The sequence below is a fragment of the Shewanella sp. 433 genome (assembly GCF_059338565.1).
In genome coordinates this window covers 181,371-200,989 of record NZ_CM181703.1, presented here as the reverse complement: position 1 = coordinate 200,989, position 19,619 = coordinate 181,371, and the positions used below count along the sequence as shown (strand labels likewise).

The window sequence follows — 19,619 nt, the reverse complement described above, 5'->3', positions numbered from 1 at the left end:
TACTTAGTATGTTAAAACGCGTTTTCGTTACGCTGATATGCTGCTTGAGCTTTTCGGCTCAGGCGGTGGTGATTTTACAGTATCATCATGTGTCAGAAGATACACCTAGGGTCACCAGTGTGACGCCATTAGAGTTTCGTCAACAGATGGCCTACCTGAGTGATAATGGCTTTACCGTAATTCCTCTGTCAGAGGTGGTCGATGGACTCAAAGCCGATAAAGCCTTTGCCGATAAAACGGTGGCGATCACTTTCGATGATGGCTATCAAAACATTGCCGATAATGCCCATCCAATTTTAAAAGAATATGGTTTTCCTTACACCATCTTTATCGCTGTCGAGCCAATAGAGCAGCAATATCGTGATGTGATGAATTGGACGACCTTGAAGCGGTTAGTCGCTGATGGCGTCGAGTTGGCGAACCACAGTTGGGGGCATGAGCATTTGATCCGTCGTCTCGACGGTGAAACCGAATCCGATTGGTTAACGCGTATTGAAACTAATCTGTTGGCAACCGAAGCGCAAATAGTGGCGAAAACGGGTCAGAGTTGGAAGATGTTGGCTTACCCTTATGGCGAATATAACGCGGCGATAGAAGCATTGCTGAGCAAGCTAGGCTTTGTCGGGTTTGGGCAACAGTCGGGGGCTGCAGGCCATTATTCCAGCTTAACGGCGTTACCTCGCTTTCCGGTGGCGGGCACCTATGCGGATCTGTCTAGCTTAAAAGTGAAGTTGCACAGTTTAAACATGCCGATATTGGCATTGTCTCCGTCGAATACCGAGCTAGCGCTAGGTGATTGGCGTCCAGAGATGAAGGTTAAGCTAGACATGAGTGATATCTACCCTCATCAGTTGATGTGCTTTATACAAGGACAGGGAGCCGCTAAGCCATTGTGGGTGAGTGAAGATGAGTTTGTTGTGCGCGCAGGACTCGACCTGCCGCCAGGTCGGTCACGCTACAACTGCACTGCACCCAGTAAGCAAAGTGGGCGTTACTATTGGTTTTCCCAAGCTTGGGTGCGACCTAAAAGCGACGGTACTTGGCTCAAAGAGTAGCGGGTGTTAGCTTAGCCAATGATACGGCGTTTGCTGTTTACAGCGCGTCATTGGCGGTGAGTTGCTGCAGGTCGGCGACCAAGTTTTGGGTCGAGATCTGCGGCAGGCTGCTGAGTTGTGTCAGCTTAGGTTTAACCGTCGCGTAGCGTTCACCTTGCGGTGAGATGAGAGTCATCGAGGCGCTATGATCTACCAGATAATTCTCCCCCTCACCAACCATGGCGTACACAAATCCAAGCTCGCGGGTCAGCGGCAGTAGCTGCGCGTGTGGCGCGGTGACCGCTATAAAGTCAGAATTAAAAAAATTCACATAATCTAATAACTTATCTGGCGTATCACGGCTCGGATCTACAGATAAAAAGATCACTTGTAAATCCAGCTCCGGCGGTAAACTCTGCACTGCAGCGGCCAGCTTTGCCATCGTAGTAGGGCAGACATCGGGGCATGAGGTATAGCCGACAAACACCAGACTCCATTTATGTAATAATTGTTGGTTGGTAAATGCTTGCCCATGTTGGTCAACTAAGTTGAACGGTGATAAAGGCCGTTTAGTGGGATATACATAGCTGGTGGTTAAGCTTAATGGCGGCGTCGCTGTTTGGTTAAGTGTATAAGCGGTTATCGCCCCTAATGTTGCACACACCAGTAGTATGCCCAGCAGCACAATTTTTTTCACAGGCGTTAACTCCATAAATAGTGGTCGACTAACAAAATTAAAAATAAGGCCATAAGATGGTAAATGGAAAATCGAAACACTTGCATTGCTAATTCCGGCTTATCGCGATATTTGAGCTGCCACGCCTTGTAGATAAAGCCACAGCTAAGCAGTGTCGAACCGATTAAGTAGAGCGGACCGCACATACCAACCAGCACAGGATAAAGGCAGGCAAGGGCCAATAATACGGTATAGAGCAAGATGCAGGTTTTAGTAAACTCAACGCCGTGAGTCACCGGCAGCATAGGCACATCCACCTTGGCATATTCGGTTTTACGGTGAATCGCTAATGCCCAAAAGTGGGGCGGGGTCCAGGCAAAAATGATGATCACCAATAACAGGGCATTAGCATGAAACTCGCCAGTGATGGCGGTCCAACCTAATAGTGGCGGCATGGCTCCTGCGAGTCCGCCTACGACAATATTTTGTGGTGTCGCGCGCTTTAGGTAGGCGGTGTAGATCACCGCATAGCCAACGAGACTGGCAAATGTTAACCAAGCGGTGAGTGGATTGACTAAGGCATACAAAAGGATAAAGCCCAGCAATGCCATAGTGGTAGCAAATATCATCGCTTTAACGATGGAGATACGGCCTTTAGGCAGTGGGCGATTGTAGGTGCGCGCCATGAGACCATCTATACGGCGATCAATAAGATGATTATAGGCCGCAGCCGCCCCAGCCATCATGCCGATACCCACAAGGCCAGCAACCAAAGGTTGCAGAGGGACAGCCCCTGGCACGGCTAAGCACATACCCACCAATACCGTAAGTAACATTAACGCCACCACTTTAGGCTTGGTCATCTCTAAATAGGCGCGCCATTGAATATGGCTGGCTGCTGGATTGCTGAGCGTTATCGGTTTTGTCATCGCTGCCTCGCTTATGCTTTACGCCACAGGGTGTAATTAATAAAGATCATGGTCAGCAGCAATAAAGCTGCCCCCGCGTTATGAGCCACGGCAATGCCAAGCGGCAGATGCAGCACGACATTGGCGATCCCCAGCCCCACTTGTATTACTAGTAAGGTGGTAAGCACCCAAGCGCTGCGCTTAATCATGGCCGATCTTGCCTGTATCAATAGCCGATAGGCGAGCCAGAGAAGCAGTGTGGCGGTGATAATCGCGCCCATCCGGTGCGTGACATGTATGGTCATGCGTGATGCGTAATCGAGCACCCCAAATTCGTAGCTGCCTTCTGTTTGGTAGAACAAGTTGAACGCTTGCAGGGGTTGCAGATTATTGAGCCAGTCGCCCTCGCAGATGGGTAACGCAGTACAGGCGAGGGCGGCGTAATTAGATGAGGTCCAGCCGCCAAGCATAATTTGCAGCACTAACACGACAAGGCAGAGTAGTGCGAAGGGCGCGAGTTTTCTCACTTGAGGATCTCCCCCTACAATGCGCAACGGTGTGGTGCGTAAATACAAGAGCCATAACAGCGACAGTAAGCTAAAGCCGCCAATGAGGTGTGACATCACCACTATAGGCATCAGCTGCATGGTGACCGTCCACATGCCCAGTGCCGCCTGAAATAGGAGTAGGAGTGCGATAACGCTAGGCAGTTTTTTAGGGGCATCTTGAATTTTAAAACTGATATATAAAATATACAGTACCAGTAGCCCAAGGGTACCGGCAATATAGCGGTGTATCATCTCTAGCCAGGCTTTTTGGGTATCGACTGTATGCTCGGGGAAGGCTTGCTGCACTTGGCTTAATTCATGGCTTTGTGTAGGCACTTTTAGCATGCCGTAGCAGCCGGGCCAGTCTGGGCAACCAAGCCCAGCATCAGACAAGCGGGTATAGGCGCCCATTAAGATGACACATAAGGTAAATACTAATGTGAGTTTTAGCAGTGGCGTCATCTGCATTAGCCTATCCTCGATAATTTAAGCATCTTGCGTAAATCTGCCACCATGGCCTTACCCAGTAATACTTGCTGATCTTTAGTGTCCACCTGCTGATAACGCATCACCATAGCCCCAAGGGGGTCGACAATGATCAGCTGTTGCTGCGCCAGTAGTGCGCTAACGTCATGACTGGCCTTGGCGGTAGCAAAGTCAAACCCCTCAAGAGCGGGGCGATCGCTATTTTCTTGCAGCAAAATAATGGGGGTGACTCTTAATTGGTCACGTCCTAGGGCAATATGACTTTGGTGTAAAATATACAGGCGGTTGAGGCAAGGGCTATCACAGTGTGCGGGTAACAAGTAGATCATCTGCCATGATTTGGGATGAGGGTTACTCATGTCGAGCTGGCTATATGTGGTATCAGGCATCAGCAGTTCGCCCTTGTTGGTCGCTCCACCGTGATACAGGTTCATGCTGAGCACCAACTTAGCCGCCACCACAGGTAGCACAAATACCAGTAGCAGTATCAATAATGGTTTAGTGCTTTTATGCTTGGGGGAGTTCATCTTAGCTCCTCTTGTTGATCACTTTGTGGCTGACATGGACTCAGCGCAGAAAAAGGCCAACTTCCCGAGACGGCTAGGAAGTGATTACAGGGTGCGGTATCGATAATCGCTGTATTTATGTTCTAACCTACAAGGTCTTGTGATGTTAAGCAACTGCTGAATATTGCCTTGTTTCGTTATTTATTTTGACGCTAAACTACTGTTTTTTAAATTCATTCTCCATACGTATCCCATGAGTAAGGCGAAGGCGGCCGCCATTGCAAACCACTGTAATGCATAGCCGTGATGCTTGTGAGCACTCAAGGGGATGGGCTGCCAAGGGTGTGCTAACTCTATCGGTAGCCTAGAGGTGGGTTGCAAGACCGCTGGGGCCAAGTGATGCTGTAACTGCTGTTGCAGTGCCGTAATATAGAGGTTTTGAATACGCATAGGATCACCGGGCTCAGCAAATAGCTGCTCGCTCAGTGGGTTGAGAGATTTTTGATATAGCCTGCCACTTAAGGAGAGTGAGCTCGTTATTGGCTGCACTTGAGGTAAGATGCGCCGATCGACTCCACCAGGAACAAAGCCTAATTCAACCAGTAATGCCGTTTGATACGAGGCAACCTGCATCACTTGCAGCACCAAATAACCGACTTTGCCGTTATAGACTTGGTTGTCGAGCAGAATAATGGGGGTATCGGTTGGGCTGACGTCGACCTTTAAACGGTAACCCGTTAGGGTCGTATCTGGTGCCATAGCCAGCAGTTGGGCATATGACAGTGGCGCAGAGGCTTGGCGAGCGGTTAATTGCTGCTGCCATGCGACTTTTTCATCGGCACGACTGAGCTGCCAAAACCCGAGCTTGACCAAGATGCTAAACACCAGCACAGTAACACAAACAACCAAGGCGGTTGTCCATGACAACCCACGTTTAGGAGCCTGCATGAGTGCAATATTGCTATTTAAAGTCGTGCTAGTGTTACTGCTTTTTTTCATCATTTTTAATCTTGGGCGTGCGTTGTTTATCTTAGTGAAAGGGGATAGTAAGGTACCCATGAGCCAATATTTAGGCCGCCGGGTATTGTTTTCGCTATTGGTGATCCTACTGCTGTTACTGGCACTAGGCTTGGGGCTAATTGCTCCCAACCCTAGGCCTTATTAGCTACAGCACATACACAAAAATAAATAAGCATAGCCAGACCACATCGACAAAATGCCAATACCAACTGCCCGCCTGAAAAGCAAAGTGCTTATCTGGGGTGAAGTGACCTTTTAACACTCTAAAAAACAACACCAATAAGAAGATGGTTCCTAAGCTCACGTGCATGCCGTGGAAACCGGTGAGCAAGAAAAAGGTGTTGCCATAAACGCCAGAGGAGAGGGTCAGCCCCATCTCCTGATAAGCATGAGCATATTCTTCAACCTGTAACAGTAAGAATGCCAATCCGAGTAAGATGGTCAGCCCCAGCCACAGGGTAAGGGCGGTGCGTTTACCTTTTTCGAGATTGACATGGGCAAAGTGTAAGGTGACCGATGATGTGAGTAATATGATGGTGTTGTACAGTGGCAGCCCCGTCCACCCCATTGCTTCGGTTTTAGTGCCATCTGGCGTGGTGACCAAGGGCCACATCGCTTCAAAGGTAGGCCATAACACTTCGTGAGTCATGGCGTTATTGGAGGCCCCACCTAGCCATGGCACGGCTATCATACGGGCATAGAGTAGCGCGCCAAAAAAAGCGGCAAAAAACATCACCTCTGAAAAAATAAACCAGCTCATCCCTTGGCGAAATGATCTGTCCATCTGTTTCGAATAGAGTCCAGCCATCGATTCGCCAATCACGGTTCTGAACCAGCCAAAAATCATATACACAATCACTGCAATCCCGGCAGTCAGAATATAACCGCCGCTCGATTGCTCGCTATTGAGCTGCTGTATATAAGTGCCAGCCCCAAAGGCGATTAAAAATAGCCCGATGGCGCCTATTATGGGCCAGGCACTTTGCGCTGGCACATAATAGTGTTCGTGTTTAGTGGTCATTTTGCCGCTCCTTGCTCAACAGCGCCGACATAACCCTTGTCGGTGATGTTGTAGAGAGTATAGGAAAGTGTCAGTGTCGATATCGTGTCTGGTAGATCGGGATCGACATAGAAAATTAGCGGTAATGCAGCACTACCTTGCGCCGCTAACCGCTGCTGATTAAAGCAGAAACACTCGGTTTTATTAAAGTAGGCTGCCCCCTGCCCAGGAGATACCGAGGGAATGGCTTGGCCTACGGTGGTCGCGAGCGCTAGGCTCTTAGCGTTAAAGTTAGTGCGTACAAGCTCGCCAGGGTGAACCTGCATACGTTTGACCTCTGGCGTAAATTCCCATGGCATATCCTGTTGTATATGAGCCATAAATTCGACGGTCACCATTCGCGACGTATCTATGGTCATCGGCTTGTAGGTCGACGCTGTCGATTGTGTCTTGCCGTTAATGCCCAGTTGCTCACATAGCACGTCGTATAACGGCACTAAGGCAAACCCAAAGCCAAACATGCCTATCGCGCCAGCGATTAGCCAGATGATCAGCTTGCGGTTTGATGCTGCCAGGGGCTGGGACATGTTATTTCACCTCGGGAGGAGTCGAGAATGAGTGATAAGGAGCCGGGCTTGGCAGAGTCCACTCTAATCCCTCTGCACCATCCCAAGGTTTAGCTGGTGCTTTTTCACCGCCCTTGATGCACTTAATCACTAAGGCGAGAAAGATAAACTGCGATAGCCCGAAAGCGAAGCCGCCAATAGAGACAATTTGGTTAACATCAGCAAATTGAATTGCATAATCAGGAATTCGACGCGGCATTCCCGCGAGTCCTAAAAAGTGCATGGGGAAAAACAACACGTTAACTGAGATAACCGAACACCAAAAATGCAGTTTACCCAGCTTCTCGTCATACATATGTCCAGTCCATTTAGGTAGCCAATAATAGGCGGCGGCCATAATGGAGAAGATAGCCCCTGTGACCAATACATAATGGAAGTGAGCCACCACGAAATAGGTATCGTGATACTGGAAATCCACCGGAGTAATGGCCAGCATCAACCCCGAAAATCCGCCTATGGTGAACAGTATGATAAAGGCGATGGCAAACAACATAGGCGTTTCAAAACTGAGTGATCCGCGCCACATGGTGGCGACCCAATTAAAGACCTTAACCCCAGTTGGCACCGCGATGAGCATAGTACAATACATAAAAAACAGCTCAGCAAATACTGGCATGCCGGTGGTAAACATATGGTGTGCCCAAACCAAGAAGGACAAAATCGCAATACTGGCAGTGGCATAAACCATAGAGGAGTAACCAAAGAGACGTTTGCGACTAAAGGCGGGCACAATAGCCGATATGATACCAAATGAAGGTAAGATCATAATGTAGACTTCAGGGTGGCCGAAGAACCAGAAAATATGTTGGAACATCACAGGATCGCCGCCACCTGCTGCATCAAAGAAGCTGGTGCCAAAATATTTATCCGTCAGCACCATAGTGACCACCCCTGCAAGCACAGGCATGACGGCGATCAACAAGAAAGCGGTGATTAACCAGGTCCACACAAATAGCGGTAATTTCATCCAGCTCATGCCGGGGGCGCGCATATTCACAATCGTCACCACCACGTTGATGGCTCCCATGATTGAGCTGATCCCCATAATATGGATAGAAAATACAAACAGTGCCGTGCTATCAGGGCTATAAGTGGTGGATAGCGGAGCATAGAATGTCCAACCAAAGTTGGGGCCTCCACCTTCCATAAAGAGTGAGCTTAATAATATGGTAAAGGCGAAGGGTAAAATCCAAAAGCTCCAGTTATTCATCCGTGGTAGCGCCATATCGGGCGCGCCAATCATCATGGGTATTAGCCAGTTTGCAAGCCCTGTAAAGGCGGGCATGACGGCACCAAACACCATGATCAAGCCGTGCACTGTGGTCATTTGATTAAAAAAGTTGGGCTCGACTAATTGTAATCCAGGCTGAAACAGTTCGGCTCGGATCACCATGGCCATGGCACCGCCAGTAAGAAACATAATAAAGCTGAACCATAGGTATAAGGTGCCGATATCTTTATGATTAGTGGTAAATAGCCAACGTTTTATGCCGGTTGGGTGAGCTTCGTGGTGTTCGTTAGACTCTTCAATATGAGCGGCATCCATATTGGCTTCGCGCGTTGTTGTATTCATCATGCCTCCCTATTGACCATGTTGACTAACGTCAGCGGCTTGGATGATATCACCGACATCATTGCCCCAAGCGTTACGCTCATATGTCACCACAGCCGCTATCTCCTGTGGTGTTAGCTGTCCAGCGAAGGCTTGCATTGCGGTGCCCGCCTTACCATTAACCACAATATCGATATGTGCTGTGACTGGGCCGGTGGCAATGGCGCTGGCTTTTAATCCGGGGAACACTCCTGGAAGTCCCATGCCATTTGGCTGGTGGCAGGCGGCGCAGCGTGCCATGTATATCTGCTCACCTTGGGTCATAAGTTCATCCATAGATAAGGTTTGCGATAACGAGGCTTCGGTTGCGGCGGCGGCGATTGTGGCTTGGTTTTTTTGCTCATCGATCCAGAGAGCAAAATCGGCCTCAGACAACACTTCAACCACTATGGGCATAAAGCCATGGTCCTTACCGCATAGTTCAGCACATTGGCCGCGGTACGTGCCGGGTTTATCCACGCGGGTCCAAGCTTCATTGATGAAACCGGGGTTAGCATCTTTTTTTACCGCAAAGGCTGGCACCCACCAAGAATGGATCACATCATCTGACGTCATCAAGAAACGCACTTTTTTATTAACGGGAAGCACTAGAGGTTTGTCGACTTCTAATAGATAGTTTTCGCCCTTCGTTTCACTGCCTTCAATTTGTGCTCTTGGGGTAGCGAGTAAACTGTAGTATTCGATATCGTGATCAAAATAACTGTAATGCCATTTCCACTGAGAACCTGTAACCTTGATGGTGATATCCGCATCGCTAGGGTCTTCCATGGCGATAAGAGTTTTAGTGGCAGGGATCGCCATCAGGATCAAGATGACAAAAGGGACGATAGTCCAAGCGATTTCGACTTTAGTGCTTTCATGAAAATTGGCAGCCACCGCACCTTTGGAGCGACGATGGTTAATGATGGAATAGATCATCACCCCAAACACTATGATGCCGATAGCGCAACAGATATAAAGAATGGTCATGTGAAGGCTAAAAACCTTGCCACTGATCTCAGTTACCCCTAGTGTCATATTAAGGGGCATATCGGCTGCGAATATGGGTGGGGCTAGTAATAACCCGAGCAAGCTATACCACAGATGCTTCACTAGACTTCTCCTCTGTCAATTGCGAAGGCAACTACAAAGAAAAGTTACACAGTATGTCTCGGCTCTATGCAAACTTTTCAGTTCCCAAAAAAGCAACGATGACTTCACAGTGCGCTGGTGGTATTGCTGTTGTTATTGCTGGTGGTTACCACGCTTGCACTTACGGCTGACTATATCAGGCTAATTTCCGCTTTATTGGACGCAGTGAGAGATCTACACTCGTTGGCCAATGAAACAGACCACTAAATTGTTCGGATATAACAAATAATCGTTGATATCTATTACTAACTTAATCGCTGTTTAAATATTGATCAAGATCACTTTTTTTTAATTTTTTTAAAACAGCAACAAAAAAGCCCCTCGCGGGGCTTAAGTATGGAAAGTTTGAACTGTAATGCTAGTGCAGTGAACTAAATAATGATGCTTGTTGATAGCCCAGATCTTGCTCTGTCAGGGCTGTTACAGGTAAGTGACTATTATCATCTTCAATCACAACACCTAGAGCCTGGGTACTTTTGGCGACCAATTGTAAGCGGCGGCAATCGCGAGCATCGAGTGCTTGGGTCCAACTGATCACCGCACTGGATGTACCACTAGTAAGCGCTTTTTCCATCGCCCACAGTGCTTCAACTTCATCTTTGGTGTGCACTAATAAGATTCTATCCATGCGTACCCCCGCATCGGCGAGCATCTGCTTATAGCCAATATTCGGTGGGCTAATCAGTACGACCCACTGGCCTTGTTGGCTTAATCTTGCTAATTGCGGTGTTAGCGCTTGCAACTCATGCTTACCTTGGGTACGACTCGATAATGTCGCAATGGTACTGTGCTGAGTTGGTTTGTGTTGCTTATTCATATCGACCCAAAGGCCGGGATGTCGCGGGGCATTACCCATTAGATTATTCATTGCCAATCTCCGTTGCGGATAACACCTACGGCCAGCCCTTCGATGCTAAGGCTTTGGGTAGATAGGTCGACGACTATCGGTGAATATTCTTCATTTTCGGCGTGAAGATATACAGTATTACCTTTCTTTTCAAAGCGCTTTACTGTGACATCATCTTCGACGCGAGCTACGACAACCTGCCCATTACTGGCTTGCTCCACCTTATGCACCGCAAGTAGATCGCCTTCGAGAATACCAATATTTTTCATGCTATCGCCGCGGACTCTTAAGAGAAAATCAGCGCTTGGGCGAAACATCGCTGGGTCAACTTTGTAGTGTTGCTCAACATGTTCTTGGGCCAAAATGGGTTCACCGGCAGCGACTTGTCCAATCAGTGGTAAACCAAGATCTTCGCTATCATCTTCTTGAGTTAGCTTAATACCTCGCGAGGTCCCAGGCATTATTTCGATGCAGCCTTTTTTGGCTAAGGCTTTTAAGTGCTCTTCGGCCGCATTGGCGCTTTTAAAGCCTAGGCGACGAGCAATTTCAGCTCGGGTAGGCGGCATGCCTGTATCGGCAATATTGCGTTTAATTAATTCTAATATTTCAGCTTGTCTAGGGGTTAATGGTCTCATTACAGATCCTGTCTTTCCATACAGTAACTGTTAGTATATACAGTATTTAAAGTAGCGCAAGGATTAAGCATATTTTTGTCGGCAATGTGGTGGGATTTGCTTAAAACTGAAAATAAGGTCGCAGATTTATTTTTATTGCAATCTGACTTTTTTAATTTAAATCAATGTTATGAATTTAATTTTACGGAAAGGATTCATTGAGTGTCGCTGAGTGGCGCGATTGCTCTCTTATCTGTTGAGACGATTTCAGTGCCAAGTTCGGGCGGTGAAACAAATAAGCAGGCTATAGGGTTTGGTTGCACCATGCACCTGCATTTATCCTTATCTTATGTCATTGAGCGAGGAGCTATTATGGCTTACTGGCGATAAGATCATCTAACTGGTGGTGGTAATCATGGATTGCGGGAAAGTCGGTAAATATTTTATGGGGCTTTTTACTATCAGGATTGCTTATGCCAAGCAAATACCCAACTCCAGCTTGTTTGGCGGCATGTAAGATAGCTTCGCTGTCATCGATAAATAAACACCGACTGGGTTGCAATTGATATTGGTTAAATAAGCTAGACCAAAATTGAGGGTGCTCTTTAGCAAAACCTGTTTCATGGCTGGAGATCATATGGTCTAACCCTTGCGCGAGCTCTGTGTGTTCTAGTTTGAGAGCTAGGCTTTGAGGATGGGCATTGGTCACTAATATTCTGGTTTTATGCTTTTGAGTCAATGCGCGTAGAAATGGCATGCTGTCTTGGCGTAACTGTATCCTGTCGGCCAATGTGCGTTGCAGCTGCACAATATCCAGTTGCAGTTGTTGCTGCCAGTAGTCGAGGCAATACCAATCCAAGGTGCCAACCACTTGGTCGTAGGCTTGTTCTACCAAGACATTAGCTTCATTTAGAGAGATGTTTCTGCTGTGACTTAAGGTTTGCGGCACTAGCTTGAGCCAAAAATGGCTATCAAAGTGTAAATCTAGCAGTGTGCCATCCATATCAAGCAGTACAGTATCGATTTTATCCCAAGGAAACATAAGGTCAGTAAAAAAATTCTATCGTGAGAGTTGTGGATTAGGCCCATCATAGTAAGATTGAACTGTGATGCAAACGTCATTTTATCAGGGACATTCATGTCGGACCAAAAGCCACAGATATTACATACACAAGTTGTTGCCCAGAGTCGGTTATTTCAAATTGAACAAGTGCACCTGAAATTTTCTAATCAGGTCGAGCGCCAGTATGAACGTATGAAAGGTAATAATCGTGGTGCCGTAATGGTGGTCCCTGTGTTGGGTGAGCAACTGCTGCTGGGCAGAGAGTACGCCGCAGGAACCCACAGCTATGAACTGGGCTTTCCCAAAGGGCTGGTTGATCCGGGAGAGACGCCTGAGCAAGCCGCTAATCGGGAGCTGCAGGAGGAGATAGGCTTTGGGGCTAAAAAATTAACCCATTTGATGGAGTTAAGTCTGGCGCCCAGCTATTTTGTCAGCAAGATGCAGATCTATATTGCAGAAGATCTGTATGAGAGTCGCCTTGAAGGCGATGAGCCCGAGCCAATAGAGGTTGTTTCTTGGCCGCTTGCACAGTGGTCAGGGCTATTGGCATTGGAAGACTTCTCAGAGTCTAGAAGTGTGAGTGCCTTGTTTTTAGCCCAGAAGCATTTAAAACTAAAATAGTTATTTCAATTCGGATATATGCATTACCTGTCTAGGTTGTTGGAGTTGTGATGAAGCCAGAAGAGTGTGTGGAACAGGTGATCGCCATCGCCGTTGAAGCGGGAATGGCCATCAAAGATATTTACCTTGAAGGTAGCTTTGATAAAGAAATTAAGGCGGATAATACCCCTGTGACGTCTGCCGATCTCGCTGCGCACCAAATTATCACCGCTGCGCTGACTCAGCTGACTCCTGATATTCCTGTGTTATCTGAAGAAGATGCCGACATCCCGTTATCCGATCGCGTCGATTGGCCCAGGTATTGGCTGGTCGATCCGTTAGATGGCACCGGAGAGTTTATTGCTGGCAGCGGCGACTTTTCGGTGATCATCGCGTTAGTTGAGCATAATCGCCCCATTATGGGGATTGTTTATGTGCCCATGACCGAGGTGATTTATTATGCCATCGCGGGACTGGGGGCTTATAAGCGCTCAAGTAAAGGCGAGCAGCGTATTGCCAGTCGTCAATTGACACTCGATGATTCGCGCTCATTGCGCTTGGCGGTCAGTCGTCGCCAAGATCCGCAGTCGGTATTAAAGCTACTGAACCAGCCTAAACATTGTGAGCTCGTGGTGCTCGGCGGGGCAGCGCTTAAAAGTTGCTTGGTCGCCGAAGGGCGCGCCGATTGTTATGTACGCATTGGCCCTACTGGCGAGTGGGATACCGGCGCGGCACAAATTATTGTCGAAGAGGCGGGCGGGCAGATCATGGATCTTGAACTGCAGCCGCTCAGTTATAACGAACGTGAATCGCTCGAAAACCCTAATTTTATCGTGGTCGGTTCGACCCATTTACCTTGGGATGAGTTGTTAGTCAGTGAATAAGCCCGTTGATATTACCCTGCGTGCGGCGCAAAAGGGCGAACTGGCCGGCGTTTATCGGCTTGAACAGCGTGTGTTTGGCGAACATTGTTATCCGGATTTCTTTTTTCGTCAGAGTTTCGATTGTTGGCCAAGTGGTTTGCGTGTTGCAATAGATCACAATAATCGTCTTCTTGGCTATCTCCTAATGGTGCCAAGTGAGCTGCGGCATATAGGTTGGATATTATCTGTCGCCGTGGAGACACACGCCCAAGGCCGAGGTATCGGCAAACGTTTTATAATCGATGCACTTAATCACTTGGCGCCGTCGGTCACTCAGGTAATGCTCACTGTGGACCCAGCTAATCCAGCGCGTCATTTATACCTAGCATTGGGGTTTGTCGAGTTGCAAACAGAAGCTGACTATTTTGGCCCAGATGCATCACGGGTGGTGATGTGTCTGATGCGCTAAGCCTTGTCTATTGTGCACGGCCACAGCTTGGCAATGGCTTATATAACCCTCTACTGCCGTCTAAATGGTTAGGCTAACCTAAGGTCGCGGCAAGCTGGAGCAAATATGCTGTTAACAAAACGATTTTTGCCCTATTTTGTCACCCAATGTTTAGGCGCATTAAACGATAATATTTATAAAAATGTTTTACTCTTGATGGTGGCTTATAGCCAGATCAATGAGTTGCCAATCAGTATTAATTTATTTGTTAATTTGGCCGCAGGCCTGTTTATTTTACCCTTCTTTCTTTTTTCCGCTCATGCCGGGATGCTCGCTGACAATATGGACAAGGCGAAGCTTATCCGCAGACTCAAACAACTCGAAGTGGTTATCATGTCGTGCGCTGCGATGGCGATGTTGTCTCAAAGCTACATGGTGATGTTACTGCTGTTATTTTTAACCGGCTGTCAGTCGGCCTATTTCGGGCCGGTAAAATATTCACTCTTACCGCAAGTATTGGCCGAAGAAGAGTTAGTTACGGGGAATGCTTGGGTCGAAATGGGCACATTTTTAGCTATTTTAAGTGGCACATTGAGCGCCGGGCTGTTGATGACGAGTGCGCATGGGATTGTCGCCAGTGCCTTGATTGTCTTTGTACTTTCCCTGTGTGGTTATTTGGCCAGTCGTGCCATTCCGGCTTTGCCTTTACAGCATGACGCAACCCCAATTCGTTTTGCTCCTTTATCTGGCACGTGGCACGCCATTACCAAGGTGAGAAAGACGTCAAGCATCTGGGTGGCGATCATCGCCATTAGCTGGTTTTGGTTTCTCGGTGCCACTTACCTAACGCAATTTGCTTATTTTGCTAAGTTACATCTGTCGTCTGATGCTAGCGTAGTGTCGCTATTATTAGCGCTATTTTCGGTGGGTATCACGGTGGGCTCCTTTTTGTGTGAACGCTTATCCTATGGTCATGTTGAGTTAGGTGTCGTGGCTTTAGGCATGGCGGGGTTGACCCTGTTTGGCCTCGATTTAGTCTGGGCTATTCCACCAGCGCCGTTAGATCCCTCGTGGGTTTATAGTGTGGGAGACTTTATCGCCACAACAGCGCATTATCGACTGATGTTTGACTTGTTGATGGTGGGGGTCAGTGGGGGCTTGTTTATCGTCCCGTTGTACGCTTTTATCCAGTCGCGTGCTGCGCCGGGGGAATGCGCACAGGCGATTGCTGCTAATAATATTGTTAATGCGCTATTTATGGTGTGCTCGGCGTTATTGGCCATGTTACTGCTGGCGGGATTTGGGTGGAGTATCCCTGAGTTATTTACCTTACTGGCGGTTCTTAATCTGGTGGTCGCTGCCTATGTTTATGGACAAGCGCCAGAGTTTCGCTGGCGCTTTATCAGTTATCTCTTTCGTCATGTGCGTTACCGCTTCTGTGTTGAAGGGCGTGAAAAACTGCCCAAACAGGGGGCAGTGCTGCTGGTATGTCCTCATATCAACCAGTTCGATGCTTTGTGCGTGATGGGCGTATCGAGTCGTCCGGTGCGCTTTGTTATGCCATCCTCTATCATAGCGAGCTCTGTTAAGCCGACTGGAGCGATCCCTGTGGCTATGGGTGAGATAAGCGGCGCAAGCAATAATGAAGCATTAACCATGATTGAGCAGGCGTTAGCCAATGGCGAGTTACTGTGCCTGTTAAGCGATAATTTAACCGCGAGTGATGCCATGACGGCGAGTTATCAGGCTCAATTTAACGCCTTGATGGCAAGTTTCGCAGTGCACCATCCCGTAAAGGTGATACCGCTTGCAATGAGAGGATTAGCAGATCCGAGTGAGAGTCAAGCAAACACACTTCAACCGCGGCGGGTTTGGCCAAAGGTGTCGCTGATTGTCGGTGATGCCATGGCGGTATCTCAGGTGAGCGCCGCGTCACTGCAACAGCAAATCACCCGCTTGATGACTGCCGCATCATAAAATCAAGACCCCGGCTTAAAACCGAAAACTCATTATCTACATTTTGGAGCTTAGCTTTGGGGGTGAAATAATCCTAAATAGCTAAGCTATCTCGGATTATTCCATCGTTTTACTCGAATTCAGGTGAGTGATTCAGTCACGTTTAATGGCGATCATGTCATTAAGTGATGTTATTGGGTGTGTATTGATCGAGCCACTGATGCACAGCTTGATGATCACCTTTAAAAATAATCCGATCGGCTTTTTTATCAATCTGATATTGGTACATAGGATCGTAGTATTTACTCAGCAGCACGTTTATCCACTCGAGATGAGCAGCTGTCGTGCCCTGGCTTTGTTGTGCATGTAAGGCATGATTCACCATCGCCTGCAGTTCATCATGTTGTTTGCCGCCAAGGCGTTTTTTTATGCCGCTGATGCTTTGCGACAAATAATCGGCAAAAGCGATAAAGCCGGCCTCTTCGCCGAGGCGATCAAGATAACCTTGATGCATCTTATGGACATATTCGTCGAGCAATCGGTTTAATCTGGCTGTTTGGCTCTCATCTAATACCACCACTTTTGCCACTTGCATGCCTTTATAAAAGGCTTGTGGTAGCGCCGAGCGACCAATGAGGTAGCTCTCATCTTCGAGCAGTAACGATTTGGCTGCGCTAGCTTGGTGTTTTAGCAGTGCCACAGCGAGGCTATTTTCGAAGTTGATCTGCGAAGGTTGCGGCTCGTGGTAGCGGCCAAAGCTTGAGCCGCGATGATGGGCAAGGCCTTCTAAATCCACGCCTTCTGGGCGCTGTAATAAAAAGTCCGTTTTACCACTGCCGGTGATGCCGCTGAGGATCAACATGGGTTTTACCCTAGGGGCTTGATCTATGGTGTCTATCAAAAACTGACGCATCGCCTTATATCCGCCTTCGATATAGGGGACGGATAGCCCAGCCTCCTTAAGCCATTGCTGTGTCAGTTGTGAACGCAGTCCACCGCGGAAACAATATAGGTAAGCATTAGGGTGACGAGCAAAATACTCGCGCCATGCATCGACCCTTTGTTGTTTGATATCACCATGAACGAGCGTATGACCTAAGGCAATCGCGGCGGCTTGGCCGCGTTGCTTATAACATGTGCCCACCTGTTCGCGCTCATCATCTTGCATTAAGGGTAAGTTAGTACTGGCCGGAAACGCCCCTTTATCGAACTCGATGGGCGCGCGCACATCCATTATGGGGTGGTCGTTGATGAACAGCTGGGTGTATTGGTTTTTAGAAACCATAAGTGGTGACATTAGCGCAGTTCCACGAGTTGCTTCGTTGCGGGTTTGGTGACCAAATGACCAATACTGATTGGGGCAATATCATTAGCCTCGAGCAGGCTAATTAAAGCCGCTTCATGGCTTGCTGAAACGGCAATCAATAATCCGCCACTTGTTTGTGGATCGCACAATAGTGCTTTTTGTTCCTCATTGACCAGGGGTAAATGTTCGCCATAGCTGTCGTAGTTTCTATGGGTACCACCGGGAATGCAGCCCATCTGCAGGTAGTCTTTCGCTTTGGGTAACAAGGGCAGGGCGTCGATATCAATCTTAGCTGCTACATCAGCACCTAAGCACATCTCAATGAGATGGCCCGCTAAGCCGAAACCTGTCACATCTGTCATGGCACTGACGCCGGCAATTTTTGCGATAGCTGGGCCGATTTTATTGAGCTGGCACATGGCCTCTGGAGCGATATTACTATCTTCATCGGCTAGCTTTTTTTGCTTCTGAGCCGTGGTCAAAATACCGATCCCCAGTGGTTTAGTGAGATACAGTTTATCGCCGACTTTAGCGGTATTGTTTTGTTTGAGCTCGGTTAACGGAATTTGCCCTGTAACGGCCAGCCCAAAAATGGGTTCAGGTGCATCGATACTGTGGCCACCCGCCAGCATGATGCCAGCATCGGCGCACGCTTGGCGACCGCCATCGACAACTTGCTGAGCGATCTCTGCTGGTAACGTATTCACTGGCCAGCCCAATATGGCGATAGCCATCATTGGTGTCCCGCCCATGGCATAAATATCGCTAATCGCGTTGGTGGCGGCAATGCGGCCGAAGGTAAAAGGATCATCCACTATCGGCATAAAAAAGTCAGTGGTGCTGATAATGCCCGTGTCATCATTAAGCTTATAGACGGCAGCATCATCGCGGGTACTGTTGCCAACGAGAATATTCGGGTCGTCGAAGTGAGGTAGTTGTGATGCCAGAATCGTTCCCAATACTTTGGGAGAAATTTTGCAGCCACAACCTGCGCCATGACTGTATTCGGTAAGTTTGATCTTGGTATCTGACATGAGCTCGAACTATCTCTAAATGAACGGGTTAGCCGCCCATGATAGACCCATCTATTTAGCACTTCAATCTGTGGTAAGGCAGATGTGCGTTACGCACGTCAAAGGGGCGGTTAAATTTATGTGGGGGGAGGAAAAACCGGGTCACTGATAAGTGGCCCGGTGTGATAAAACCCTAACTTAGATATAATTGGCGGTGAGTAATTTCCAGTTGCGCTTACGCATGAGTAGATCTTGTTTGAGTTCTTCGACCCTGAGCATTAACTGTTTGTGGGTCAGTTTTTGCCGCTTGGCGTCTAATAACTCTTTGTGCGCTTGGTAATATTCGCTAATGTGGGTTTTGAGTAACTCATATTCGTCATGCAGTTTCTCGAGTATCTCTTCACCATTGGCTAACTGTTCGACTTTGTTGCGAGTGCGTTTTAGCTGCATCTGTAATTTAGCGCTCTCGATTCGTTCCTGTGGCGTGACGCGCAACTGGGTGGCCAATCCTGTCCATGCCATCATATTGATAAGCCACTTGGTGGGGTCGTATTGCCACCAATGGATGCCATTGCGATAGTCGTTTTCAAAAATATGGTGGAAGTTATGGTATCCCTCACCGTAGGTAAAGACCGCTAAGATACCATTATCTCGTGCGGTGTTTTTATCTGTGTATGGCTGTTTACCCCAGATATGTGCTAGCGAGTTAATGAAGAAGGTGCAGTGATGAACGACGACTAATCGAAGTAGGCCTGCCATGAGTAACATGGCCCATATATCGCCATTGAGCCAACCCAGTAACGCAGGTAAGCCAATGTTCATGATCAGCATGAGTGATAGATAATGTTTGTGCTGCCACATCACAATTTTATCATTTTGCAGGTCACGTACGTTTTTATAATCGTGGTAACGCTGGGCTTGATATTCTCGCAACATCCACCCTATATGGCTATACCAGAAACCCATGTTCGCCGAATAAGGGTCTTTATCGTTGTCATCAACATGCTTATGGTGAATGCGATGATCTGATGACCAGTGTAAGGCACTATTTTGTAAAGCCAGCGCGCCACCTAATGCAAATAATAGACGCATTGACCAATGTGATTTATAGGTGCGATGAGACCAAAGTCTATGATACCCAGCGGTAATTGATAATCCGCTCGCAAAGGCCAAGCCGATAAAGGCCACCCATTCGGCAATACCATAACCGTAGGTGATGCCGTACCAAGGTACGAGTATGACAGCACCTAAAAAGGTGATGGCAAACAGCAGTATATTAGTCCATATGAGGGGAGGTTTTTTCATTATAATATCCAACAGCCAAATTGAGCGTACATCTGTAAGCCAATTTAACGTGCTTAA

20 protein-coding genes and 1 pseudogene are annotated in these 19,619 nt (G+C 47.9%); 6 read left to right on the top strand and 15 right to left on the bottom strand.

From position 1 onward, the window contains the following. The first annotated feature begins 8 nt into the window (after positions 1-8). Complete coding sequence (locus tag AC5YB1_RS00995) at positions 9-1,055, top strand: polysaccharide deacetylase family protein (RefSeq protein WP_494520377.1); 1,047 nt, start codon at positions 9-11, stop codon at positions 1,053-1,055. A gap of 37 nt (positions 1,056-1,092) precedes the next feature. Here the strand turns inward: AC5YB1_RS00995 and AC5YB1_RS00990 are convergent, their stop codons facing one another. The 5 genes from AC5YB1_RS00990 to AC5YB1_RS00970 all read right to left on the bottom strand — a co-directional run bounded on the left by AC5YB1_RS00990 (position 1,093) and on the right by AC5YB1_RS00970 (position 5,106). Continuing rightward, positions 1,093-1,746, bottom strand: coding sequence for an SCO family protein (locus AC5YB1_RS00990; RefSeq protein WP_494520376.1), 654 nt, complete (start codon positions 1,744-1,746; stop codon positions 1,093-1,095). Next, positions 1,737-2,639: a heme o synthase gene (cyoE, locus tag AC5YB1_RS00985; RefSeq protein ID WP_494520375.1), complete on the bottom strand. Its 903-nt coding sequence runs from the start codon at positions 2,637-2,639 to the stop codon at positions 1,737-1,739. Before cyoE ends, AC5YB1_RS00990 begins: the two co-directional genes overlap by 10 nt. Positions 2,640-2,650: 11 nt before the next feature. Beyond that, the gene (locus AC5YB1_RS00980) at positions 2,651-3,634 is read right to left on the bottom strand and encodes a COX15/CtaA family protein (RefSeq protein ID WP_494520374.1); all 984 of its coding nucleotides are present in this window, start codon (positions 3,632-3,634) and stop codon (positions 2,651-2,653) included. Beyond that, entirely contained in the window at positions 3,634-4,179 is a 546-nt protein-coding gene (locus AC5YB1_RS00975; protein WP_494520373.1) for a redox-active disulfide-containing membrane protein, read from the bottom strand. Before AC5YB1_RS00975 ends, AC5YB1_RS00980 begins: the two co-directional genes overlap by 1 nt. 180 nt (positions 4,180-4,359) lie before the next feature. Beyond that, positions 4,360-5,106 carry an SURF1 family protein gene (locus AC5YB1_RS00970; protein ID WP_494520372.1) on the bottom strand — a complete coding sequence of 249 codons (747 nt, stop codon included), beginning with the start codon at positions 5,104-5,106 and terminating at the stop codon, positions 4,360-4,362. Here AC5YB1_RS00970 and AC5YB1_RS00965 point away from each other — a divergent pair. Further along, positions 5,105-5,323: a DUF2909 family protein gene (locus AC5YB1_RS00965; RefSeq protein WP_494520371.1), complete on the top strand. Its 219-nt coding sequence runs from the start codon at positions 5,105-5,107 to the stop codon at positions 5,321-5,323. The two genes, AC5YB1_RS00970 and AC5YB1_RS00965, sit on opposite strands and share 2 nt — an antisense overlap. Here the strand turns inward: AC5YB1_RS00965 and AC5YB1_RS00960 are convergent, their stop codons facing one another. The 7 genes and pseudogenes from AC5YB1_RS00960 to yrfG form a co-directional block, all read right to left on the bottom strand. Beyond that, complete coding sequence (locus AC5YB1_RS00960; RefSeq protein WP_475515481.1) at positions 5,324-6,199, bottom strand: cytochrome c oxidase subunit 3; 876 nt, start codon at positions 6,197-6,199, stop codon at positions 5,324-5,326. After that, positions 6,196-6,765, bottom strand: a complete 570-nt coding sequence (locus AC5YB1_RS00955; protein WP_475515482.1) for a cytochrome c oxidase assembly protein — start codon at positions 6,763-6,765, stop codon at positions 6,196-6,198. Before AC5YB1_RS00955 ends, AC5YB1_RS00960 begins: the two co-directional genes overlap by 4 nt. A 1-nt stretch (position 6,766) precedes the next feature. After that, positions 6,767-8,377, bottom strand: a complete 1,611-nt coding sequence (gene ctaD / locus AC5YB1_RS00950) for a cytochrome c oxidase subunit I (RefSeq protein WP_119978694.1) — start codon at positions 8,375-8,377, stop codon at positions 6,767-6,769. A gap of 18 nt (positions 8,378-8,395) precedes the next feature. Next, positions 8,396-9,508: pseudogene (gene coxB / locus AC5YB1_RS00945) on the bottom strand (cytochrome c oxidase subunit II); the annotation flags it as partial. A 397-nt stretch (positions 9,509-9,905) separates the two neighbouring features. Further along, on the bottom strand, positions 9,906-10,415 hold the full coding sequence (locus AC5YB1_RS00940; RefSeq protein WP_494520370.1) for a cell division inhibitor SulA: 510 nt from the start codon (positions 10,413-10,415) through the stop codon (positions 9,906-9,908). Beyond that, positions 10,412-11,029, bottom strand: a complete 618-nt coding sequence (gene lexA, locus AC5YB1_RS00935) for a transcriptional repressor LexA (RefSeq protein ID WP_475515484.1) — start codon at positions 11,027-11,029, stop codon at positions 10,412-10,414. The genes AC5YB1_RS00940 and lexA overlap by 4 nt, the downstream gene beginning before the upstream one ends. Before the next feature lie 349 nt (positions 11,030-11,378). Beyond that, on the bottom strand, positions 11,379-12,050 hold the full coding sequence (gene yrfG, locus AC5YB1_RS00930; protein ID WP_494520369.1) for a GMP/IMP nucleotidase: 672 nt from the start codon (positions 12,048-12,050) through the stop codon (positions 11,379-11,381). 96 nt (positions 12,051-12,146) lie between these two features. Here yrfG and nudE point away from each other — a divergent pair, with 96 nt between their 5' ends. From nudE to AC5YB1_RS00910, 4 genes are all read left to right on the top strand, one after another. After that, entirely contained in the window at positions 12,147-12,692 is a 546-nt protein-coding gene (nudE, locus tag AC5YB1_RS00925; RefSeq protein WP_494520368.1) for an ADP compounds hydrolase NudE, read from the top strand. A 50-nt stretch (positions 12,693-12,742) separates the two neighbouring features. Further along, on the top strand, positions 12,743-13,555 hold the full coding sequence (gene cysQ, locus AC5YB1_RS00920) for a 3'(2'),5'-bisphosphate nucleotidase CysQ (protein WP_475515487.1): 813 nt from the start codon (positions 12,743-12,745) through the stop codon (positions 13,553-13,555). Next, entirely contained in the window at positions 13,548-14,003 is a 456-nt protein-coding gene (locus tag AC5YB1_RS00915; protein ID WP_494520367.1) for a GNAT family N-acetyltransferase, read from the top strand. Before cysQ ends, AC5YB1_RS00915 begins: the two co-directional genes overlap by 8 nt. A 105-nt stretch (positions 14,004-14,108) precedes the next feature. Continuing rightward, positions 14,109-15,959, top strand: coding sequence for an MFS transporter (locus tag AC5YB1_RS00910; protein WP_494520366.1), 1,851 nt, complete (start codon positions 14,109-14,111; stop codon positions 15,957-15,959). A 160-nt stretch (positions 15,960-16,119) separates the two neighbouring features. Here AC5YB1_RS00910 and mnmH read toward each other — a convergent pair whose 3' ends face one another. The 3 genes from mnmH to AC5YB1_RS00895 form a co-directional block, all read right to left on the bottom strand. Then, positions 16,120-17,235 (bottom strand): tRNA 2-selenouridine(34) synthase MnmH, encoded by a 1,116-nt coding sequence (gene mnmH, locus AC5YB1_RS00905; protein WP_494520365.1) that lies wholly within the window; start codon positions 17,233-17,235, stop codon positions 16,120-16,122. Next, positions 17,235-18,278: a selenide, water dikinase SelD gene (gene selD, locus AC5YB1_RS00900; protein ID WP_494520364.1), complete on the bottom strand. Its 1,044-nt coding sequence runs from the start codon at positions 18,276-18,278 to the stop codon at positions 17,235-17,237. The genes mnmH and selD overlap by 1 nt, the downstream gene beginning before the upstream one ends. Before the next feature lie 177 nt (positions 18,279-18,455). After that, positions 18,456-19,562 carry a fatty acid desaturase gene (locus AC5YB1_RS00895; RefSeq protein ID WP_494520363.1) on the bottom strand — a complete coding sequence of 369 codons (1,107 nt, stop codon included), beginning with the start codon at positions 19,560-19,562 and terminating at the stop codon, positions 18,456-18,458. Between the last annotated feature and the right edge of the window lie 57 nt (positions 19,563-19,619).